Source organism: Actinomadura sp. 3N407, assembly GCF_052245875.1.
GTDB lineage: Bacteria > Actinomycetota > Actinomycetes > Streptosporangiales > Streptosporangiaceae > Spirillospora.
The window spans coordinates 94,665-111,329 of record NZ_JBQQBP010000004.1 but is presented as its reverse complement, the minus strand read 5'-3'; the positions used below and the strand labels follow the sequence as shown (position 1 = coordinate 111,329).

Genomic DNA, 16,665 nt, shown 5'->3' with positions numbered 1-16,665 from the left:
AAGGGAGCGTGAACCCTCCGCGGGGGTTCGGGTGAAGACGGGGTGCCGTGCGGCGCCTCGCACGGGGAACCGCAGCCGGACGGAGCCGTATGACCGCCAGTCCACGGGACGCGCCGACGGTGGCCGCGCCGGAGGACGATGCCTCCCTGATCGAACGGTCGCGGGACGAACCCGAGGTCTTCGCGGTTCTCTACGACCGGCATGCGCCGTCCATCCACCGGTACGTCGCCAGGCGGCTCGGCGACCAGGCGGCGGACGACCTGGTCGCGGAGACGTTCCTGGCGGCCTTCCGGCAGCGGCGGCGCTACGACCCCGGCCGGTCGGACGCCCGTCCCTGGCTGTACGGGATCGCGGCGAACCTGATCGGCAAGCAGCGGAGGTCGGAGACGCGGATGCTGCGGGCGCTGGCCCGGACGGGCGTCGATCCGGTGGCCGACTCCATGGACCGGGTGGACGCGCGGTTGAGCGCGGCGGCCTCCGCACGGGACCTCGCGGGCGCCCTGGCGCGCCTGTCCCCGGGCGACCGGGACGTCCTGCTGCTCATCGCCTGGGCGGACCTGTCGTACGAGCAGGTCGCCGAGGCGCTGTCCATTCCGGTCGGGACGGTGCGGTCCCGGCTGAACCGGGCCCGCCGGAAGGTACGCGAGGCGCTGGGCGGAATCGACCCGACCCAAGTCCAGGAGGGGACCGAATGAACGACCTGGAAGAGCTCCGCGCGTTCCGCGACGAGGTCCGGGCGCCCGGCCGTGATCGTCTGGCACCGGGCCGCGAGCGGCTCCTGCGGTCCGCCGCGGGACGGCGGCGGACGCCGGTGCGGCGGATGCCGGTCCGGAGGCTCGCGGTGGCGGGCACCGCCGTCGCGGCACTGGGCGCCGGGGTGGTGATCGTCGTCCCGGACGGCGGCGGACCGCCGCCGGTCGCCGCGCGCCCGGTGAGCGCCACCGTGTTCCTGGAACGCGCCGCCCAGATCGTCGAGACGCGGCCCGATCACCGTCCCGGGGACCACCAGTGGGTCTACACCAAGGTCTTTCACGGCCGGGCCGACCCGAGGGCCCCCGAACACGAGGTGCACCAGGAGAGCTGGACGCGGTTCGACGGCCTGAAGACCGCCCGCTACTCGAACGGCAAGGAACTCAAGGTCGAGGACGAGGACTGGGTCAAGACGAACGAGGACAGCGAGGAGCGGACGCCCGCGCAGTGGTACGACCATCTGCGCGCACTGCCCGGCGATCCGTCCGCCCTGGTCACGCGAATGCGGGCCCGGGCGCGCGAGTACGACGCGGAGATGCGCGGCGAGGGCTACGGCCAGGGCCTGGACCAATGGGTGTTCAGGAGGCTCGCGGGCTTCCTGGCCAACGAGCCGTCCATCCCCCGGTCCGGGCGCGCCGCCGTGTACCGCGCCATCGGCCGGCTCCCCGGCGTCCAGGTTCGGCAGGGCGCGAAGGACGCGCTGGGACGGCGCGGGGTGGCCGTGACCCGGACGGCCGACGACGGTATACGCGACGAGGTCGTGCTCACGGCCGGGTCCTACCGCTACCTGGGCATGCGTGTCATCGCCGCCAGGGAGCTGACGTCCCCCGCCGTACGGCGTCCGGTCATCGATCAGACCCGGGAGGCGTCGGGTGTCATCACCGCCGGGGAGCTGCCGTTCCCCCGGCGTCCGGTCCCCGCCGGAACCGTGATGATCGATCAGGCACTGGAGGCGTCGGGTGTCGTCGGCCGCCCCGGTCAGCGGCCATGAACGGCCGGGCCCGCCGGGGGCGGGCCCGGCGTGTTTCAGCGCGTGGGCCAGTCGGGGACGCCGGCCGGGAGGTCCTTGCTGACGCGCATCGGGAAGGCGGCGTCGCGCTTCTCCAGGAATGAGGAGACGCCCTCAATGGCGTCGGCGGCGCCGCCGAGGGAGGCCATGAGGCGGGAGTCGGCGACGTGGGCGTCCCACGGGGACGGGGCGGACAGGCCCGACCACATGAGCCGGCGGATGGTCGCGACGGAGACCGCGGAGGTGTTGTCGGCGATCTCCCGGGCGAGGGCGTAGGCGGCGGGGAGGAGCTCGTCCGGGGCGTGGACGCGGGAGACGAGACGGCCGTCGAGGGCCTCCTGGGCGCCGAAGACGCGGCCGGTCGCGGCCCACTCCATGGCCTGGGAGATGCCGACGAGGCGGGGCAGGAACCAGCTGGACGCGGCTTCGGTGACGATGCCGCGGCGGGCGAACACGAATCCGAACCTGGCCTTCTCGCTGGCGAGCCGGACGTCCATCGGGAGGGTCATGGTGACGCCGACGCCGACGGCGGCGCCGTTGAACGCGCCGATGACGGGCTTGAGGCAGCGGGCGATGCGGAGCGCGACCGTGCCGCCGCCGTCGCGCGGGGTGCCGTCCTCCAAGACGTCGTCCTCGCCGGCGAACATGTCCTTGGTCTTGTCCTTGTCGAAGGTGTCGCCGCCGCCGCTCAGGTCGGCGCCCGCGCAGAACGCGCGTCCCGCGCCGGTCACCACCACCGCGCGCACGTCGTCGGCGGCGTCGATCCTGTCGAAGACGTCCAGCATCTCGTTTCGCATGGTGAACGTGTAGGCGTTCATCTTCTGCGGACGGTTCAGCGTGACGGTGGCGATCCCGTCCCGAACCTCGTACTCGATCTCTGTGTACGGCACCTGCGAACCCTTCTCCGACCCGGCTGGACAGAATCAGATTCTAGGAACATGCGGCCGGCGGGCCTCGGGTCAGGTGCGGGCCTCGGGGAACAGCCGGAGCAGGACGTCCCGGCGCCAGTCACCGGGATCGTGGCCGGGCGGCGGAACGGCGACCAGCGCACCGTCGTCGGCGGGTGTGAGACTGATCTCTACCCCGGGGCCGAGGGCGATGCTCGCGGGGATCTCCGCGGACGCCGCGAGACGCTGCGCCAGAGCGGCGAGGACGCGCGCCCAGCCCTGCCCGAGATAGGGCGGAAGACCCTCCACCCGGAGCTCCGGCAGGCCCCCGGCGGACAGGCCCGACGTGCGCAGGGTCAGGCCGTCGGGCCCCTCGGAACCCGCGATCCGCACCTCGAACGTGACGTCCACCATCACGAACGCCGCCTCCCCGCTCGCCTTTGTCCGATAAATTATGACAGTGAATTGGGCCGTGACGACGTACGACTCCGCCTTCGGGTACGTCTCCGCGCACGGTGCGCCCCTGGTCGACCTGCTCGACCCGCAACCCGGCGAGCGGGTCATCGACCTCGGGTGCGGCACCGGGACGTTCAGCGCGGAGATCGCAGAGCGGGGCGCCGAGGTGCTGGGCATCGACGGCAGCCCCGACATGGTCGCGCAGGCGACCGCCTTGCACCCCGGGTTGTCGTTCATCGTCGGAGACGCCCACGACTTCACCGTCGGCGAGTCGTTCGACGCGGTCGCGTCGAACGCCGCCCTGCACTGGATGAACCGCGACCCCGACGCCGTCATCGGGCGCGTCCACGCCGCGCTGCGTCCCGGCGGGCGGTTCGTCGCCGAGCTGGGCGGCGCCGGGAACTGCGCGGAGCTGGTCGCCGCGATGCAGACCGCCTGGCGCGTGTTCGGCCTCGGCGAACCCGAGCTGCCCTGGTACTTCCCGACCCCCGCCGAGTACGCGGCCAAGCTGGAGGAGGCCGGGTTCACGCTGCGGCTGCTGGAGCACGCCGACCGGCCGACCCGGATGACCGAGGGCCCGAACGGCGCCGCCGACTGGATCCGCGCGTACGCGGCGGGCGCGCTCGCGGACGTCCCGCCGGAGCTGGTCGACCCCCTGCTCGACCGGGTGAACGACCTGGCCGCGCCGGCGCTGCGCCGCGAGTCGGGGTGGGTCGCCGACTATGTGCGGCTGCGGTTCGCGGCCGTCCGCAAGGCCGACAGCGCCACGCCGCTGCCGCTCGGGCCGTTCCCCTCCGACCCGCAGCTCTGACCGCCCCTCCGGCCCTCGGCTCAGACCCGCCGCGCCGCCCCGGAGCTCCACCCCCGCCGCCGTGGCGCGGGCCGGCCCGGCCTAGGGTTGAGGCATGCTCCGGCTGTACGACCATCGCACCGGGCGGGCGGAACCGCTGCCCGCCGGACGCGGACTGCGCGTCCAGGTGCTGGGCGGCGCCGGCCGCCGCGTCCTGGTGGTCACCGACCTGCTGCGCCGCGTCGCGGAACGGGCGGGGCGGCATGTCCAGGTCGTGAGCACCTCGCCCTCCCCGCAGGACGACTGGTCCGACTACAACGTCGCGCCGTTCGAGGTGCTCGACACTCCGATCTCGGACGCCGACGTCCAAGTGTCCGGTGACGGCGGCACCGGCGGGGACGCGCTCACCCTGTCCGTGCCGCGTGAGACCGGGGAGTGGGCGGCGGCGGACGCGCTGTCCGTGCGCCTCGCGATGCTGGAGGTCCCTTACCGGGAGCCTCTGGAGCTGTCCGACCCGAGGGTGACGCAGGCCGCGGAGCGGCTGAGCCGCTGGCGCGGCGCGGTCGCGGAATGGGCGACGGCCCCCGGCCGTCCGATGAACCGCGAGTACGCGACGGAGGCGGAGGCCGCGCTCGCGGACGACCTGGACAGCCCCGCCGCGCTCGCCGTCCTCGACCGCCTCGCCGCCGACCCGGACGTGGCGCCGGGCGCGAAGCTGGAGACGTTCATCCATCTGGACCTCGTCCTGGCGCTCGGACTGGTCTCCGCGATCGGGACCGCCTGATCAGGCGTCCCGCACCTCGGTGAGGGCCCCGTCGTCGAGCAGATCGGCGATCGAAAGCCGGAACACGTGCGCCGTCCCGCCGCCCGGCTGCCCGAACCACGCGACGGCCGTGCCCGTCAGCGTCTCCATCGGCCGCGGCAGCCGGTAGACGTGATACGGGCGGTCCTGCCATTCGGGCGGCAGCGACCGATGCGGGTACGGGGTCCGCGCCGCGTAGGTCACGTTGCCGTCAGAGCCGCCGTACCTGTCCACCTCCGTACCTGCGGCCAGCTCCACCACGCGGCGGTCGCGCAGAAGGGACAGCGGAGGTTCGCCCTTGAGCGGCTCGAACGGCCCGTCAGCAGTCGTGTGGCGCGGGTTGAGCGGTGACCCGGCCCTCGATCTCCGCGATGCGCTCGTCCCGCCCCGTCACGCCGCGCGCCCTCCATGCCTCCGGTCGCCCCCGATGACACCTTTCCGGCAGATTAACCGCACGGATCGACGTATTGCGGAGGGACCCGGGCGTTCGCGACTCTCAAGGGGGGCTAACTTCTTATGTCGTGCCGACTTCCGCACCTGAGTCCGAACCGCCGGCCCCGGCCGTCCCCGAACCGCCGATCCTCCCCCGGCGCCGTCGCCGTGTGCGCGCGCTGATGGCGGCGGCCGTCGCGATCGCCGTGCTGCTGTGCACGGTCGTCGGCGGAATCGGCTGGTACTTCGCGGGCGTCGCCATCGAGGTCGACCACACGGCCGAGTACCCGCTCACCGTCGTGGACGCGGGCAACGGCACGGTCACCCTGCCCCGGGACACGACGACGGAACGTCCGGGCACGTGGGCGCTCGTCTGGAAGGGCGGGCGCGCGCTGCTGGGGCCGGTCGTCAGCCGGGACGGTGAGCGGGTCGTGCGGAAGGTCTCGTCCGTGGTCGAGGGCTCTCTCACGAAGGGCGTCCCCGCGACCATCGACCACTGGGTGTACGACGGCGACCCGAAGAAGGCGCTCGGAATCCCGTTTCAGGACGTCACCTATCCGTCCAAGGTCGGCCCGATGCCCGCGTGGCTGCTGCCGGGGACGTCGCCCAAGAGCACATGGGTCATCGGCGTCCACGGACGGAACGCGGACAAGGCCGAGACGTTCCGCGCAATGCGCGCCGTCCACGCGGCGGGGATGCCGATGATGTCCATCGCGTACCGGAACGACGTGGGGGCGCCTTCGTCCAACGACCGCAAGAACCATCTCGGCGACACCGAATGGCAGGACGTCGTCTCCGCCATGGGCTACGCACGCGCGCACGGCGCAACGGGCGTCGTCCTGTACGGGTGGTCCATGGGCGGCGCGATGGTCATGGCGACCCTGCGCAAGGATCACTCGTTCGTCCGCGGGGTCGTGCTCGACTCCCCCGTGCTGGACTGGAACGCCACCCTCGACAAGCAAGGCGCCGCCCGCAACCTGCCCGGCTTCATCACCAGCGTGGCCAAACACGTCCTGGAATGGCGCATCGGCATCGACCTGACCGACTTCGACCACCGCCGGTACGCGCCGAAACTGCGGACACCCGTCCTGCTCTTCACCGCCGCCGACGACGCCACGGTCGCCAACGGCCCCGCCCACACCTTCGCCGCGACGGCCCCGCCCGGCGTGGTCACCCACATCACCACACCGGGCGACCACACCGAATCCTGGAACGTCGACCCCGCCGCTTACGAACGCGCACTCGGCACGTTCCTCAAGAAGGTGCGCTAGCGGACCTCCAGGAGCGTCTTGCCGACGGTCGACCGTGACTGGATCGCGGCGTGCGCGTCGGCCGCGCCGCCGAGCGGGTACCGCTGCCCGATCACCGGCCGCAGCCTCCCCGCGGCCGCCTCCGCGAGCGCGCTGCGCGTGAACTCCCGCATCTCCTCCTGAGTGGCCTCCGCACGGACGAGCGTCACATCGCGTCCGGCCGCCTCATCCTCCGGGACGCCGGCCCACTCGCCGCTCGCAAGACCGAAGCTGACCATCCTGCCACCGGGCCTGAGCAGCGTGAACGCCTCGCGCGCCACCTCCCCGCCGACCCCGTCGAACACGACGTCGACGTCCCCGACCTTCTCTGCCCATCCGGGCTCGCGGTAGTCGGCGGCCTCGTCCGCGCCCAACCGCATCGGTACCTCGGCCTTGTGAGGACCACCGGCCGCCGCGACGACCGTCGCGCCGCCGGCCTTCGCCAGCTGGACGAGCAGCGTCCCGACCCCGCCGGCCGCCGCCTCCACCAGCACGCGCTCCCCCGGACGGGGCCGCGCCGCCCGCAGCATCATCGTCGCGGTGCGCCCGTCCGCGAGCAGCGCCACCGCGTCGTCAAGCGCCAGGCCGTCCGGCACCTCGAACAGGCCCCCCGCGTCCACGGCGGCCAGCTCCGCGTACCCGCCCGTGCCCCCGGTGCCGCTCACGACCCGGCGTCCGATGAGCCCCTCATCGACGCCCGGACCGACCGCCGTCACGACACCACCGACCCCGTTGCCCGGGATGACCGGCAACTCCCACTTGACCGGAGACGGTCCCGCACCCGCCCGCATCTGCGTCTCGACGAACGTGATGTTGACGAACTCGACCGCGACCAACGCCCGCCCATCGCCCGGCACCGGATCGGGCGCCTCCCCCGGCACCAGCCTCTCCGGGCCCCCGAACTCCTTCAACCACACGGCACGCATACGAAACCCCTCCGCTCACATCGTTCACCCGCAGCCTGCTACCTCAACCTTGGTCAAGGTCAAGCCGTTCGCAACGAATCGCTTTTCTCGCCCCACACACCTCTGTAAGCTTTCGCGCGTATTCCGCCCCGTTGTCGGCTGCCGCTCAGGGATGGCGATGCGCGCCCGGTTGGTACGTACCTCCCCACTGGTGTCCCACCGCGCCGCCACCGTGCCGGCCATCCTGCTGGTCCTGTGCGCCGCCACCGGATGCGGCACGTCCGGCTCGTCCAACGGCGAACTGGCCCCCAACGGCACCATCGACGGCGGCGCCGCCGCCCCCGCGCCCACGGCCGCCGCACCCTCCGCCATCCCGACGGCGCAACTGTCCAAGTCGGTCCTCCAGCGCTACCGCGCCTACCAGGCCGCCTACAAGAAGGCCTACGAGACCAACGACCCGTCCCAACTCCCCACCGTCGCCATGGACCCCCTGCTCACCGAGATCACCGAACAGATAGAGGCCACCAGGGCCAAGGGTGAGATCTGGCGCTACACCAGCACGTTCAACCCCCGCGTGTACGCCCGGTCCAAGGACAGCACGAAGGTCTACATCGTCGACTGCATCCGGACACTCGTCGGCTACCGCTACTCCGCCGAGACCGGTGAACGTCTCGGCGGCGGCCCGGGCGGGACCCACCTCTTCCGGACGACGCTTCAGTACGACTCCGGCGTCTGGAAGGCCGCCGAGAGCGTCCGGGAAAAGAAATGCTGACCGCCGGCAGGGAAGGACACACGATGCGTCCCCATTCCCGTATCCACCACCGTCGTGCCTGCGCCGCGATCTTCGCGGCGGCGCTGATGGCCCCAGCGTTCATCGCCGCCCCCGCCCGAGCCGACGATTGCAAGGGCGGCGACCCGTTCAGCTGCAAGCAATATGAGAGAGGCAACGGATCCGGCGGGCAGGGCGGATCGTCCGGCGGCGGGAACTCAGGCCCCGTGGAACCACCGGACCCCGTGGACCTGACTGAGAACGAGGCCGTGGGATTCGTCCCCATCGAAGGGGATCCGGCGCCAGCCGCAGCGACCACGCTCGACTGGGTAGCGGCGGCCGAGAGTTCCGCCAGACTCCCAGCGCCCGTCGTGCACACTGCGCCGGACGGCAAGACCTACGTCAGGATGCGGACGTCCCTCTGGGTCGACGGCTTCGAGGTGGTGAGGACGGAACCGATCGGCGACGACGGGCAGTCGATCCAGGCCACGGCGAATCCCGTTTCCGTCACCTGGAACATGGGCGAGGCACAGAAGAAGTGCGAGGACGCGGGAAGCAAGGAAGGCAAGAGCTGCAACTACACCTACCAGCGGTCGTCGGCCGGGCAACCCGCGGGTGCTTACCAGATCACCGCGACCATCACGTGGCATCTCACCTGGACTTGCGAAGGACCGGCCTGCGACCCTCAGGGCGGCGACCTGGGACCTGAAAGCGTGACGTCCCAGCCCGCGCCGCTCGTCGTGAGCGAGATCCAGACCAACACGGGCCAGTGACGCCGCGCGAACACCGGCTGCCGGGCTTCGTTGAGCGACAACGGGCAGAGCAAGCTCATCGACTTCGGGGTTGCCGTCCTCACCGGGCAGAGCGGTCACATAGGCGGTACCCCCGCCTACATGGCACCGGAGCAGTGGCCGGTGAGGCCGCCACTCCCGCAACCGACCTTTACGCGGCCACCTGCGTCTTCGTGGAGTGCGTCAGTGGTGAGAAGCCCTTCCACGGGACGACCCTGGAAGCGCTGAAAGCCGAGCACACCAACGCCCCGCCACCGCTTGCACGAGTCCCCGAACCGCTGCGCCGGCTCGTCGAGCGCGGGATGGCCAAAGCCCGGCCGACCGCATCTGGAACGCCCACGAGTTCGTCAACGAACTGGAGACCATCGCCGTCCAGACGTACGGACCCGACTGGGAACGGCGCGGGCTCATCGCACTCGGAGCCGTCGCCGCAGCGGTGGCGACCACGATCCCGCTGACGATACTCGGAGGTGCACTGCTCGCCTGAGGCGCGCCACATGCCCCCGTCCACCGACACGGCCAGGCGGGGTACTGCTCCTGGAGCCTGGCCAGCTCGTCGGCCTCGTTCACGGCGCGCCGTTGGGCAGGAGGGCCCAGACTGCCTTTCCGCCGCCGCCAAGTGGCTGGGCTCCCCACTCCTTGACCAGCGCGCCCATCATCGCCAGGCCGCGTCCGCCCTCGCTCAGCAGGTCCGCCGACGCCGCGACCGGCAGCACGTCGCAGGAGTCGAAGACCTCCACGACCGTCCCCTTGTCGGCCTGAACGACCCGCACGGTCGCCGTCGCGCTCCCGGTGTGCCGCAGGACGTTCGTCAGCAGCTCCGACACCACGACCTTCGCCGGGTAGGCGTCCTGCCCCAGCCGTGCGAGCACCCCTTCCACCCAGTCCCGTGCCACCTTGATCGACTCGGCCTGCACCGGGACGACGATCTCCGCGGGGACCTGCATGAACGATCACCTCCGATTTCTCGTGACTCCCCGCACAGAATCCACTCCAAGGCGTAATGTGACCACGAAAGAACGACAACTCACGCACACCGGTTCCAGGTTGTGTGAGTCGGTTTCAAGGAGGTGTTCCAGTTGGCTGCGCGCAAGCCGACGCCTCAGACCATCGCCTTCGGCCAGGACGTGGCCAGGCTTCGCGACGAGGCCGCTCTGTCGCGCCTCGAACTCGCCGATCGCGCCGCCGTGAGCCGCAGCTACATCGCTCAGGTGGAGAACGGAACGACCCGCTGCAGGAGGGACTTCGCGATAAGGCTGGACGAGGCCCTCGACACCGGCACCGCGCTCACCGACGTCTGGGACGACATCCTCAAGTCCTCGGCCCACCCGAAGTTCTTCACCGACTACTCGATGGCCGAGTCGTCGGCGGAGCTGCTGCGAATGTACGCCGAGACATTCGTCGTCGGACTACTGCAAACGGAGGAGTACGCCCGGGTCCTACTGCCCACGCGGCAGGCGCTCGAAGGCCGTCTCGAGCGGCAGAAGATCCTGGAGCGCGAGGCACCGCCGAGAATCGTGGTGGTCCTGGCGGAAGTCGCCCTGACTCGGCAGGTCGGTACCGCTGAAGTGATGTATCGCCAATGCGAGCACCTACTTGAGGCATCCCAGTGGGACCACGTGACCCTCCAGATCGCTCCGACGGCGTACTACCGGGGCGTCTCAGGAACCTTCAGCATCGCCACCCAGCCGACCGGCGAGGAACTGCTCTATCAGGAGATGTCGACCGGGGGCGTCACATCTCAGGAAACGAGCGATATCTTGCACTGCGTCGGCGCGTTCGCAGAGATGCAGGCGCGATGTCTGAGCGTCAGCGACTCCCGCGACTTCATTCGAAAGGCGATGAACCAGTGGACGATGTGACATGGCGCAAGTCACGGCGGAGCAACGACCAGGGCGGCGAGTGCGTGGAGGTTGCCACCCTGGCTGAGGTTGTGGGCCTGCGGGACTCCAAGGACCCGGACGGGCCGAGACTCCTGCTCGACCCCAGCGCATTCCGCACACTCCTGACCAACCTCAAGCAGCAATAGCCTTCCAGCAACCCCCGCAGAGTTCCGGCCGGTCCGGCGGGACTCTGCCAGGTTGGAGGACGACCTCTTTCGGAACCACCTCCCAGCGGGCCCCGTCCAATGTCCGTGTTCTCGCCAATGGCCGGTCGAGTGTTGATCGCGTTGGCGCTCGTCGCCCTTGTCGGCGTGGTGACACCCGGACGGGCCTGCGCGTGCAGTTGTGCGGCGATGACCGACCAAGAGGCGTATGCCAAGGCCGATGCGGTGTTCACCGGGCGAGTCGTTCAGCGTCAGGTGCGGTCTCGGGGCTGGGGGCCGTGGAAGACACAGAGCAGCGGTGATCCCGCGACGCTGGTCTTCCAGGTGAGCGTGGTCAACAAGGGCGAGGTCACACGTCGGCAGGATCTGGTCACGGCTTCCGAGGGCGCCAGCCCTACCGGCGCGTCCACCCATACCGGGTGATGCCGCAGGCGGCCTGGCGCCATCTCCTGGGGCGGCCTGAGTCAGATCTTGATGAGGTCTGGGGCGTCTGCCACGTCCTGGCTCTTGGTCTCCGCCGAACGGCCCGGGATCAGCACGAGGGCCAGGAGGCCCGCCACGAGAGCGACCCCCGCGGCGGTCAGCATGCCGGCCCGGTAGCCCTCGGTGAGCGCGGCGGCCATGACATGCTCACCGCCGTCGATGACGTGGGTCGTCCGTGCGGTGGCGATCGCGACGACGACCGCCAGGCCGAGCGAGCCGCCGAACTGCTGGGCGGTGTTGAACAGGCCGGACGCGAGGCCGGACTGCTCCGGAAGGGTACCGGAGGTCGCCCCGACGGTGGTGGTGACGAACGCGAGGCCGCTTCCGACACCGATCACGATGGCCGGGCCGAGGACGTCCACCAGGAAGCTCCCGTCGGCCGACATGCGGGAGAACCAGGCCAGCCCGGCGGAGGTCACCACCAGCCCGGCCGCCATCGCGGCCCTGACACCGACGCGGGCGATGAGCGCGGACGCCGCCCCCGCGGTCACCGCGAGCACCAGCGCGAGCGGCAGCGCGGCCAGCCCGGCCTTGACCGGGCCGTAGTCCAGCACCTGCTGCATGTAGAAGGTCATGTAGAAGAACATCGGGACCATCGCCATGGTGCTCAGCAGGGTGACGATGTTGGCGCCGCGCAGCCCCCGCAGGCGGAAGATCTGCAGTGGGACGAGCGGGTGCGCGGCGCGGGCCTCGACGACGAAGAAGAGCGCGATCAGCAGCAGCGACAGCGCTCCCAGGCCGAGGGTCTGGGCGGAGTACCAGCCGGCGTTGCCGGCGTCGACGAGCGTGTAGACGAGCAGCGCCAGCCCGCCGGTCGCCGTCACCGCACCGGCCAGGTCGAAGCCGCGGGCGCCCGGGTCCTTCGCCTCGGGCAGCAGCCAGGGCGACAACGCGATCGCGAGGATGCCGAGCGGCACGTTGACGTACAGGGTGGACTCCCAGCCGAGCCATTCGGTCAGCCCTCCGCCGAGGATCGACCCGGCCGCGCCGCCCGCACCGGCCACCGCGCCGACGACGCCCATGGCCTTGTAGCGCTCGGGCCCCGCCGGGAAGAGGGTCATGATCAGCGACAGTGCCGCCGGGGCGACGAGCGCGGCGCCGATGCCCTGGACGGCGCGGGCCCCGACCAGCATCTCCGCGTTCACCGACAGCGCCCCGACGAGGGACGTCACGGCGAACAGGGCCATGCCGGCCATGAACATGAGGCGCCGGCCGGTCAGGTCGGCGGCCCGCCCGCCGAGGAGCAGCAGACCGCCGAACGTCAGCGTGTAGGCGTTGGCGACCCAGGAGAGGTCCTCGGGGGCGAAGTCCAGGTCCGTCCCGATGGAGGGCATGGCGACGCCGACGATGGACGCGTCGAGCACGAGCACGAACTGGGTGGCGGCGAGGAGCGCGAGGGCGAGCCCTCGACGCCGGGATGCCTGTGTCATCTTCTGCCTAACTGAGGTCCGGGAGTCGCCGCCATGACGAACAGCGGCGAACAGAAGCGACGCTAAGGGACAACTCGAACTCGTCAGCTTCCCGTCAAACGCGCACGTCAGGACCGGAATCCGGCGCAGGCCGGGTGTGCCGGTGCGCTCGGCCTCAACGGCCCGAACCCGTCCGTGTCGAAGATCACCTATGCACGGCGCGGACGTACGCGCCGACCTGCGCGATCGCGGCGGCGGCTTCGGGCAGGAACGACCAGTAGAGCTGGAAGCTCTCCGCGTCCACCGGGTAGATCTCCAGCCGGACGTCGACCTTGCAGGACCGCGCGTGCTCGGTGAGCCGCTCGGCGTCCGGCAGCCCTTCGTGAGCCGCGGCCGCCTGGACGAGCATCGAAGGCAGCCCGCCGAGGTCGGCGTGGAGCGGACTGACGAGGGGGTCGTCCACGGGACGGCCGTCGAGGTAGCGGGCGATGCCCAGCGCCATGCCCCGCCTGGTGCCGCTCGGCGCGGGCGTGGCCGGTAGCGCCTCGGGGGCGGCGGCGCCGAGGTCGATGAAAGGTGTGAACAGGACGCAGCGGGCGGGCAGCGGCCCGCCGCGCTCCTTGAGCCGCAGCAGCAGGGAGAGGAGAAGCCCCGCGCCCGAGCCGTCGCCGACCGGCACGATTCCGTCGGGCGACGCGCCCTGGTCGATCAGCCAGGTGTAGGCGGCGCAGGCGTCGTCCACGGCGGCGGGGAACGGATGCTCCGGCGCGAGCCGGTAGTCGGGAGTCAGCACTCGGCACCCGGTCGCGTCGGCGAGGCTGCTCGCCAGGGACCGGAACCCGAACGCCGACCCGTTGGTGTAGTTGCCACCGTGCAGCAACAACGTCCAGGCGCCACCGGGATCGGGCGGCTCGGCCACCAGCCCCGGCACGCCGCCGGCGACGACCGGGGTGAACGCCACTTCGGGGACGACGGGGAGGAGCGCGTAGTGGCGTTCGGACGCCGCCCGCAGCGCGTCCACGTCGTCGAAGGTCAGCTCGGCGAACGGTTCGCCGAGCCGCCGGATGCGCGCGGCCAACTCCCCGCCGACCGAACGGACGGTCTCCACGACGTCGTCGATGTCGTCGAGCACGGCGGGCAGCCGGTCGAGCAGCGTCCGCCCCGCGAGGGTGAGCGCCACGTGCTGGGTGGAGCGCCGCAGCAGCACGCAGCCGAGCGTCCGTTCCAGGGCGGCGACCTGGCGGCTGAGCGTGGACGGGGACACGTACAGCCGCGCGGCGGCACGGCCGAAGTTGAGTTCCTCGGCCACGGCGAGGAAGGCGCGAAGGTGTCGCAGCTCCAGGCCGTCCGGAGCCTGCGCACGCGGTCGTTCGTCGCTCACCCGACCATGATCGGGCACGTCGGCCGGTGACGGTGCGGAACCCGCACCACGCCGTTGCGGAATCCGGCATTCCGTTCCGCGGGGGCGTCCGCCACCATGGATCGCACCATGTCATCGCACCCTTTACGGAGGATCTCATGCGCACGTTGCTCTCCTTCATGGCGATCAGCGCGGACGGCCACCACGCCGACACCGACCGCGGCCTCGCCTGGCAGACCTTCGGACAGGAGTTCGCCGACTACTCCGTCGAGCAGCTCGACGAGGTCGACACGCTCGTGTTCGGCCGCACCACCTACACCGAACTCGCCGCCTACTGGACGGGCGACCTCGGCGCGGACTTCGACCCGCGCATCGCCGACCGCATGAACGCCCTCGCCAAGCTCGTCGTGTCACGGACGCTCGACACGGTCTCCTGGGGGACGTCCCCGGCCAAGCTGGTCACGATCGACGAACTCGCGGAGTTCAAGCACACCCCGGGCAAGAACATGGCGGTCCTCGGCAGCTCCACCCTCACCGCCGCCCTGCTGCGCGCCGGCCTGGTGGACGAGCTGCGGCTGATGGTCAACCCGATCATCCTCGGGAACGGCCTCAAGCTCTTCGCCGAGTCCGGAACCGTCCCGCTGGAACTGATCCGGGTCCGCCCCTTCGAATCCGGCAACGTCCTCCTCTACTACCGCCCGACCCCCTGACGCTCACGACCGGTGCCAGGCCGAGACGGCCCGGCCCGCCCGTTCGGAAGCGGATGGTGACCCAAGCGGTGGCGGCGTCCTGAGACGTTGGTCGTGGTGCTGGACGGCTGAGGGGTCTGGGCGGGCCGCTGGTAGGATCTCGGGCGGTGCGTGGGCGGTAGGAGTGATGGAACCGGGATCCCCGCCCCCGGCGTGACGCGGCCGACCTCCATGCCGATCGCTCCCGCAGGTCCACAGTTAGGTTCACGTGTTGCTCTCCCCGCTTGCCGACCGCCTTTCGAGGGGCGGCGCCGCCGTGGCGGTGATCAAGGGCAACTGGCTGTTCTCGGTGGTGCTGCTCGCGGGCGTCGTGCTCCGGGTGATCGTGATGCTGGGGTTCCGGGGGACGCTGTGGTTCAACGACAGCTATGACTTCCTGGCGGTCGCGAACGACCCGTTCCCGCATCCGCTGCGCCCGTCCGGTTACGGGGTCTTCCTGTGGACGTTGAAGCCGTTCCACAGCCTGGCGCTGGTCACGGCGTTGCATCATGCGGCGATCGTCGGGGTGGCGGTGGTCGGCTACCGGATGCTCGTCCGTGACTTCGAGGTGCGGCGGACGTGGGCGGCGCTGGCGGTCACGCCGGTCCTGCTGGACTCGTTCCAGATCGAGCTGGAGCATCTGCTGCTGTCGGACACCCTGTTCACCGTCCTGGTGTTCGCGGCGATGCTGGCGCTGGCGAAGCCCGGCGCGACGGGGTGGCGGCGGGCGGCGCTGGTGGGGGCGCTGCTGGGGTTCGCGGCCGTCACGCGGACGGTGGGGGCGCCGCTGTTCCTGATCGTGGTGCTGTATCTGCTGGTGCGGCGGACGAGATGGCCGGCGTACGTGGCGCTCGCCGCGACGTTCGCGCTGCCGGTCGGCGCGTACGCGACGTGGTTCCAGCAGGAGCACGGCCGGTTCGGGATGACCGGCACGGACGGCGTCTTCCTGTGGGGGCGCACGGCGGCGTTCGCGGACTGCGACACGTTCACGCCGCCCCCGGATCTGGCGCGGCTGTGCCCGTACGGGGAGAAGGGCGACCGGCCCGCGTCGTCCCACCAGATCTGGAAGGAGAACTCGCCGGTCGGGTGGTCGAACGGCGAGTCGTTCGACGAGAAGACCAACGAGGATGCGCAGCGGTTCGCCCTGTGGGCGATCCGGAACCAGCCGGGCGACTATGTGAAGGTCGTGTCGTACGACTTCTTCGTCCGGACGTTCTCGTGGAACCGGAGCCGGTATCCGACGGTCGGCACCGAGGCCAGGTATCACTTCCCGACACGTCCCACGGCGCGGAAGCCCGAGCTGCCCGTGCTCGGCGGCGGTGACCGGCGGTCGGTCGTGGACGAGTACTCGCACGGCACGGGACGCCTGCACATCGTTGAGCCGTACGCCGGGGTGATGCGCGGCTACCAGGAGCGTGTGCGCGTGCCCGGTACGGTGCTCGGGGTCGTCCTGCTCGTTGGTGCGGCGGGGATCGTGTGGCGGCGTGCGCGTGCGCGGACCGCGCTGTTCTGGGTGTCCGGGGTGACGTTGCTGGCCGTCCCGCCGGTCACGGTGGACTTCGACTACCGCTACATGCTGCCCGCCATGCCGTTCGCGTGTTTCGCCGCGGCGATGGCGTGGGGGCGCCGCCGCGTCCCGGCCGTCCCGCCCCGCGGCCCTGACGAGGGGGCGCCGGACGAGAAGGAGCCCGAGGCGCAGCCCACCCGGGCATGAGTCCGTGCTCTGACCAAGCTGAGTACGAACGCGGATGTCGCCGT

At 71.2% G+C, this 16,665-nt stretch carries 19 protein-coding genes; 12 read left to right on the top strand and 7 right to left on the bottom strand.

Annotated elements, in window-relative coordinates; translation table 11 throughout:
* Positions 1 to 89: 89 nt before the first annotated feature.
* Together ACTWPP_RS11165 and ACTWPP_RS11160 are read left to right on the top strand one after the other, a co-directional pair.
* On the top strand, positions 90 to 695 hold the full coding sequence (locus ACTWPP_RS11165; protein WP_443104110.1) for an RNA polymerase sigma factor: 606 nt from the start codon (positions 90 to 92) through the stop codon (positions 693 to 695).
* On the top strand, positions 692 to 1,741 hold the full coding sequence (locus ACTWPP_RS11160; protein ID WP_443104109.1) for a CU044_5270 family protein: 1,050 nt from the start codon (positions 692 to 694) through the stop codon (positions 1,739 to 1,741). Before ACTWPP_RS11165 ends, ACTWPP_RS11160 begins: the two co-directional genes overlap by 4 nt.
* Before the next feature lie 35 nt (positions 1,742 to 1,776).
* Here the strand turns inward: ACTWPP_RS11160 and ACTWPP_RS11155 are convergent, their stop codons facing one another.
* Together ACTWPP_RS11155 and ACTWPP_RS11150 are read right to left on the bottom strand one after the other, a co-directional pair.
* Positions 1,777 to 2,649: a crotonase/enoyl-CoA hydratase family protein gene (locus ACTWPP_RS11155; protein WP_443104108.1), complete on the bottom strand. Its 873-nt coding sequence runs from the start codon at positions 2,647 to 2,649 to the stop codon at positions 1,777 to 1,779.
* Positions 2,650 to 2,718: 69 nt separating this feature from the next.
* Positions 2,719 to 3,060, bottom strand: coding sequence for a hypothetical protein (locus ACTWPP_RS11150; RefSeq protein WP_443104565.1), 342 nt, complete (start codon positions 3,058 to 3,060; stop codon positions 2,719 to 2,721).
* Positions 3,061 to 3,118: 58 nt separating this feature from the next.
* Between ACTWPP_RS11150 and ACTWPP_RS11145 the strand changes: the two genes are divergently transcribed.
* Both ACTWPP_RS11145 and ACTWPP_RS11140 read left to right on the top strand, forming a co-directional pair.
* Positions 3,119 to 3,913, top strand: a complete 795-nt coding sequence (locus tag ACTWPP_RS11145) for a class I SAM-dependent methyltransferase (protein WP_443104107.1) — start codon at positions 3,119 to 3,121, stop codon at positions 3,911 to 3,913.
* A gap of 94 nt (positions 3,914 to 4,007) precedes the next feature.
* Positions 4,008 to 4,676 carry a hypothetical protein gene (locus ACTWPP_RS11140; protein ID WP_443104106.1) on the top strand — a complete coding sequence of 223 codons (669 nt, stop codon included), beginning with the start codon at positions 4,008 to 4,010 and terminating at the stop codon, positions 4,674 to 4,676.
* On the opposite strand, the gene ACTWPP_RS11135 is transcribed toward ACTWPP_RS11140, so the two are convergent.
* Positions 4,677 to 4,952: a TNT domain-containing protein gene (locus ACTWPP_RS11135; protein ID WP_443104105.1), complete on the bottom strand. Its 276-nt coding sequence runs from the start codon at positions 4,950 to 4,952 to the stop codon at positions 4,677 to 4,679.
* Positions 4,953 to 5,215: 263 nt separating this feature from the next.
* On the opposite strand from ACTWPP_RS11135, the gene ACTWPP_RS11130 reads away from it, so the two are divergent.
* Positions 5,216 to 6,397, top strand: a complete 1,182-nt coding sequence (locus ACTWPP_RS11130) for an alpha/beta hydrolase family protein (protein WP_443104104.1) — start codon at positions 5,216 to 5,218, stop codon at positions 6,395 to 6,397.
* Here the strand turns inward: ACTWPP_RS11130 and ACTWPP_RS11125 are convergent.
* A complete protein-coding gene (locus ACTWPP_RS11125; protein WP_443104103.1) occupies positions 6,394 to 7,341 on the bottom strand; it encodes a zinc-binding dehydrogenase in 948 nt (315 codons plus the stop codon). The two genes, ACTWPP_RS11130 and ACTWPP_RS11125, sit on opposite strands and share 4 nt — an antisense overlap.
* A 157-nt stretch (positions 7,342 to 7,498) precedes the next feature.
* Between ACTWPP_RS11125 and ACTWPP_RS11120 the strand changes: the two genes are divergently transcribed.
* Together ACTWPP_RS11120 and ACTWPP_RS11115 are read left to right on the top strand one after the other, a co-directional pair.
* The gene (locus ACTWPP_RS11120; RefSeq protein ID WP_443104102.1) at positions 7,499 to 8,092 is read left to right on the top strand and encodes a hypothetical protein; all 594 of its coding nucleotides are present in this window, start codon (positions 7,499 to 7,501) and stop codon (positions 8,090 to 8,092) included.
* Positions 8,093 to 8,115: 23 nt separating this feature from the next.
* On the top strand, positions 8,116 to 8,862 hold the full coding sequence (locus ACTWPP_RS11115; protein WP_443104101.1) for a hypothetical protein: 747 nt from the start codon (positions 8,116 to 8,118) through the stop codon (positions 8,860 to 8,862).
* Between the two features lie 584 nt (positions 8,863 to 9,446).
* On the opposite strand, the gene ACTWPP_RS11110 is transcribed toward ACTWPP_RS11115, so the two are convergent.
* Positions 9,447 to 9,827, bottom strand: coding sequence for an ATP-binding protein (locus ACTWPP_RS11110; protein ID WP_443104100.1), 381 nt, complete (start codon positions 9,825 to 9,827; stop codon positions 9,447 to 9,449).
* A gap of 123 nt (positions 9,828 to 9,950) precedes the next feature.
* Between ACTWPP_RS11110 and ACTWPP_RS11105 the strand changes: the two genes are divergently transcribed.
* From ACTWPP_RS11105 to ACTWPP_RS11095, 3 genes are all read left to right on the top strand, one after another.
* The gene (locus ACTWPP_RS11105; protein ID WP_443104099.1) at positions 9,951 to 10,742 is read left to right on the top strand and encodes a helix-turn-helix domain-containing protein; all 792 of its coding nucleotides are present in this window, start codon (positions 9,951 to 9,953) and stop codon (positions 10,740 to 10,742) included.
* Positions 10,679 to 10,909 (top strand): DUF397 domain-containing protein, encoded by a 231-nt coding sequence (locus ACTWPP_RS11100; protein ID WP_443104098.1) that lies wholly within the window; start codon positions 10,679 to 10,681, stop codon positions 10,907 to 10,909. Before ACTWPP_RS11105 ends, ACTWPP_RS11100 begins: the two co-directional genes overlap by 64 nt.
* A 129-nt stretch (positions 10,910 to 11,038) precedes the next feature.
* Complete coding sequence (locus tag ACTWPP_RS11095) at positions 11,039 to 11,350, top strand: hypothetical protein (protein WP_443104097.1); 312 nt, start codon at positions 11,039 to 11,041, stop codon at positions 11,348 to 11,350.
* 41 nt (positions 11,351 to 11,391) lie between these two features.
* On the opposite strand, the gene ACTWPP_RS11090 is transcribed toward ACTWPP_RS11095, so the two are convergent.
* Positions 11,392 to 12,840: an MFS transporter gene (locus ACTWPP_RS11090; RefSeq protein ID WP_443104096.1), complete on the bottom strand. Its 1,449-nt coding sequence runs from the start codon at positions 12,838 to 12,840 to the stop codon at positions 11,392 to 11,394.
* A gap of 184 nt (positions 12,841 to 13,024) precedes the next feature.
* Positions 13,025 to 14,200 carry an alpha/beta hydrolase fold domain-containing protein gene (locus tag ACTWPP_RS11085; protein ID WP_443104095.1) on the bottom strand — a complete coding sequence of 392 codons (1,176 nt, stop codon included), beginning with the start codon at positions 14,198 to 14,200 and terminating at the stop codon, positions 13,025 to 13,027.
* Positions 14,201 to 14,337: 137 nt separating this feature from the next.
* Between ACTWPP_RS11085 and ACTWPP_RS11080 the strand changes: the two genes are divergently transcribed.
* Both ACTWPP_RS11080 and ACTWPP_RS11075 read left to right on the top strand, forming a co-directional pair.
* Entirely contained in the window at positions 14,338 to 14,889 is a 552-nt protein-coding gene (locus tag ACTWPP_RS11080; protein ID WP_443104094.1) for a dihydrofolate reductase family protein, read from the top strand.
* A 250-nt stretch (positions 14,890 to 15,139) separates the two neighbouring features.
* Positions 15,140 to 16,621, top strand: a complete 1,482-nt coding sequence (locus ACTWPP_RS11075; protein WP_443104093.1) for a hypothetical protein — start codon at positions 15,140 to 15,142, stop codon at positions 16,619 to 16,621.
* Positions 16,622 to 16,665 lie beyond the last annotated feature (44 nt).